This window comes from Polaromonas sp. P1_E1_2 (genome assembly GCF_056406035.1).
On the sequence record NZ_JBFUAZ010000461.1, the window covers coordinates 1 to 3,505 of the forward strand.

Annotated in this window: 5 protein-coding genes; 4 read left to right on the forward strand and 1 reads right to left on the reverse strand. The window is 63.9% G+C overall.

The genetic code is table 11. The features are described 5' to 3' along the window. The coding region (locus AC1D1P_RS17980; RefSeq protein ID WP_477673908.1) for a MerR family transcriptional regulator at nucleotides 1–379 on the forward strand (379 nt) is incomplete at its 5' end. On the opposite strand, the gene AC1D1P_RS17985 is transcribed toward AC1D1P_RS17980, so the two are convergent. Further along, a complete protein-coding gene (locus tag AC1D1P_RS17985; protein WP_477673909.1) occupies nucleotides 376–954 on the reverse strand; it encodes a TetR/AcrR family transcriptional regulator in 579 nt (192 codons plus the stop codon). The two genes, AC1D1P_RS17980 and AC1D1P_RS17985, sit on opposite strands and share 4 nt — an antisense overlap. A gap of 128 nt (nucleotides 955–1,082) precedes the next feature. Here AC1D1P_RS17985 and AC1D1P_RS17990 point away from each other — a divergent pair, with 128 nt between their 5' ends. From AC1D1P_RS17990 to AC1D1P_RS18000, 3 genes are all read left to right on the forward strand, one after another. Continuing rightward, nucleotides 1,083–1,550 (forward strand): nuclear transport factor 2 family protein, encoded by a 468-nt coding sequence (locus tag AC1D1P_RS17990; protein ID WP_477673910.1) that lies wholly within the window; start codon nucleotides 1,083–1,085, stop codon nucleotides 1,548–1,550. Between the two features lie 121 nt (nucleotides 1,551–1,671). Continuing rightward, nucleotides 1,672–2,190 (forward strand): hypothetical protein, encoded by a 519-nt coding sequence (locus AC1D1P_RS17995; RefSeq protein ID WP_477673911.1) that lies wholly within the window; start codon nucleotides 1,672–1,674, stop codon nucleotides 2,188–2,190. Continuing rightward, entirely contained in the window at nucleotides 2,151–3,446 is a 1,296-nt protein-coding gene (locus AC1D1P_RS18000; RefSeq protein WP_477673912.1) for an Hsp70 family protein, read from the forward strand. The genes AC1D1P_RS17995 and AC1D1P_RS18000 overlap by 40 nt, the downstream gene beginning before the upstream one ends. Nucleotides 3,447–3,505 lie beyond the last annotated feature (59 nt).

Sequence of the window (3,505 nt, forward strand, 5' to 3'; positions counted from 1 at the left end):
GGGTCTGATCCCCGGCGTGACGCGCGACGCCGGCGGCCGACGCGTCTATGGCGATCTGCACATCAGCTGGCTGGACCTGATGGACCGGCTGCGGCGCACCGGCATGTCGATTGCCGAAATGCGGGAGTACACCGCGCTGGTCAAGCAGGGCAGCAGCACGCTCAGGCAGCGGCAGGCGCTGCTGGCCGCGCACCGCGCGCAGGTCAAGGACATGATTGCCGAATGGCAACTGGCACTCAAGCTGCTGGACAGCAAGATCGACTTTTACGGCGAGTGGGTGGCGTCGGGCAAACGCCCCGCCGTGAAGGTGGCTGAGCGTGCGGGTGTTGCGCTTGCGTCGCGGCCCAAAGAAAAATCGCGCCGGCCTGGAAAAACCTAGCGGCCGCCCGCTTTGCCGGCCGGACTGTCCAGCCCGTTCAGCAATAGGCGCAGGCCCGCCAGCGCCGCGTCAGCGCCGTCCATCTGCGCCCGTACGATGGCGCCGTCCACTGCCAGCGCGGCTGCCCGCGCCGCCTCTGCCTGGCCCGCGCCACCGGGTAGCAAATCGGCAATGACCTGCTGCATGTCCTGCTTGTGCCGGCGTGCAATGTCTGCCACGCCCGGCTGGGTGCCACCCACTTCCGCCACGGCGTTGATGAAAGCGCAACCGCGAAACGCCGGATCGGCAAACCACTCGGCCATGGCCTGCACCAGCGGCGCCAGCCCACCGCCGGGTTGTGCACCATGGCGGCCCAAGGCGTCGACAAACCAGCCCATCCAGCGTTCATGCCGGTAGTCCAGGAAGGTGCGGATCAATTCGTCCTTGCTGGGAAAGTGCCGGTAGAAGGTGAGCTTGGCCACGCCCGATTCCGCAATGATGCGGTCGATGCCGGTCGCGCGCAGGCCGTCGCGGTAGAAAAGTTCGTGTGCCGTGACGAGGATTCGCTCGCGTGCGGGGAGGGTGGAGAGGTCCATGGCGTCATTGTAGATGCGACATAGACAGATCTGTCTACATGTGACAGAATTTCATCAAAGTAGACAAATCTGTCTACATCTGGTTTTCTGCCCATTTCGCCCATTTTGTTCAACCCCAGGAGATCCCCATGGAATCACGGCCGCCGCTTCCCCCTTTTACGTTTGAAACCGCCGTGCAGAAAGTCCGTGCCGCCGAAGACGGCTGGAACACGCGTGAGCCTCAGCGTGTTTCCATGGCCTACACGCCGCAAAGCAAATGGCGCAACCGCGCCGAGTTCGTCACGGGGCGTGAGGAAATTGCCGCGCTGCTGACGCGCAAATGGGTGCGTGAACTGGACTACCGCCTCATCAAGGAGCTCTGGGCCTTTGGCGGCAACCGCATCGCGGTGCGCTTTGCCTATGAGTGGCATGACGATGCGGGCAACTGGTTTCGCTCCTATGGCAATGAGAACTGGGAGTTCGACGAAAACGGCCTGATGGCCGTGCGCCACGCCAGCATCAACGACCTGCCCATCAAGCCCGCCGAACGCAAGTTTCACTGGCCGCTTGGGCGCCGGCCCGATGATCACCCGGGTTTGAGCGACCTTGGGTTGTGAGGGGTTTGGGGGAGGGGCTGTAAAATCCGCTCCCCCTGCGCGCCGTGGTGTCTGAAGTCGGTGCGTGACCTGAATTTGCCCCCGGCTCCTTGCCGGGGCGCTTCACCCGAGTGACCGCGTTTTGACTGACTCCCGCACCCCGGCCGGCCTGGCCGATGAATCCCCCAACGACACTCAACCCATCCAGGAGCCCAGGCTTTGGTGCGGCGACGGCTGGACGGCCAAAGTCATCAAGAACGAAGACGACGACGGCTGGGCTGTCGCGATGATCAAGGACGGCGAGCCCGAGCCTGCGCTGGTGGGGCCTTGGACCATGGGGCGCGACAAGAAGAACCCCAAGCCGCTGGATGGCCCGGCCTTCAGCACGCTGGTCAAAACCGCTTCCGAATTTGTGCGCCGGCATGAGCAGCAGCTGCATGCCACGCTGCACCAAAGCATCACCGTGACGGCGAATGCGGGGCGCATCACGGTTTCGCTCGACATTGTTCCTGACGAAGACAACCCGCACGGCTTGCTCAGTGCCAGCGACGAGGCGGGTGAGCAGCTGGCGCAGGTGCGCGTCGCGCCTTCCTTCAAGCTCAATCGCGCCAGCGCCGTGGCGTGGGCCGACAACGGCTTCGCCAGGCCGGCCGGGCGGTGAGCGCCGCGTCCAGCGCCTGCGGGATCGACTTCGGCACCTCCAACTCCACTGCGGGCTGGAGCCGGCCCGGGCAAGCCGCGCTGCTGACGCTTGAAGACGGCAAACCGACGCTGCCGTCGGTGGTGTTTTTCCATGCCGAAGACGAGCATGTCAGCTATGGCCGGGCGGCGCTGGCCGATTACCTGGCCGGCCATGAAGGCCGCCTGATGCGTTCGCTCAAAAGCCTGCTCGGCACGGCCATGATTGATGAGCACACCGAGGTCGCCGGCCGCGCGCTGCCGTTTCGTGTGCTGCTGGCGCAGTTCATTGGCGAGCTCAAGCACCGCGCTGAAAAAGCTGCAGACCAGCCCTTCAACCAGGCCGTGCTGGGCCGCCCCGTATTTTTTGTGGATGACGACGCTGCGGCTGACAAACGGGCTGAAAACACGTTGGCCGAGATCGCGCACGCGGTGGGCCTCAAAGAAATTGCCTTTCAGTACGAGCCGATTGCGGCGGCGTTCGACTACGAGTCGCAGATCAGGCGTGAAGAGCTTGTGCTGGTGGTTGACATTGGCGGCGGCACCTCGGACTTCGCGCTGGTGCGCCTGTCGCCCGAGCGTGCCCGCAAGGCAGACAGGCGTGATGATATTTTGGCCAGCGGCGGCGTGCACATAGGCGGCACTGACTTCGACAAATACCTGAGCCTTGCGAGCGTGATGCCCACGCTGGGCCTGGGCAGCCTGCTTCACAGCGGGTTGCAGGTGCCGTCGGCCCAGTACTTCAACCTGGCAACCTGGCACACCATCAACCAGGTCTACAGCAAGAAGTCGTGGACGCAGATCAGCGATATCCGGCGCGGCGCAATCGAGAAAGACAAACTGGACCGCCTGCAAAACCTGGTGCGCGAACGGGCAGGGCACTGGCTGGCCATGCAGGTGGAAGCGGCCAAGATCGCGCTTTCTGACGCGCCTGAAACCACCATGGACCTGGGGCGCATTGCACCGGGCGAGACCTTGACCCTGCACCGGCCCGATTTCGACGCGGCCATCAGTGAACTGGTCGGCACCGTGGCGCGTACCGTGATGGGGCTGGTCAAGGACGCGGTTGTTAACGCCGACGACATTGATACCGTATTTTTCACCGGCGRCTCCAGCGGCGTGCCTTTGCTGCGTGAGCAAATTTCAGCATTGCTGCCGCAGGCACGCAGTGTGGAAGGCGACCGTTTCGGCAGCATCGGCGCCGGGCTGGCGCTGGATGCAGCGCGCAAATTTGGTTAGGGGCTGTGTTCTGATGCCATGCGCTTGGCTTACAGCAGGTTCATGAATTGCTGCAAGGC

Excerpts from the sequence above, each read along its gene's own strand:
- AC1D1P_RS17990 (WP_477673910.1), top strand. The coding sequence starts at position 1,083 with ATGGAATCACGGCCGCCGCTTCCCCCTTTTACGTTTGAAACCGCCGTG.
- AC1D1P_RS17985 (WP_477673909.1), bottom strand. The coding sequence starts at position 954 with ATGGACCTCTCCACCCTCCCCGCACGCGAGCGAATCCTCGTCACGGCA.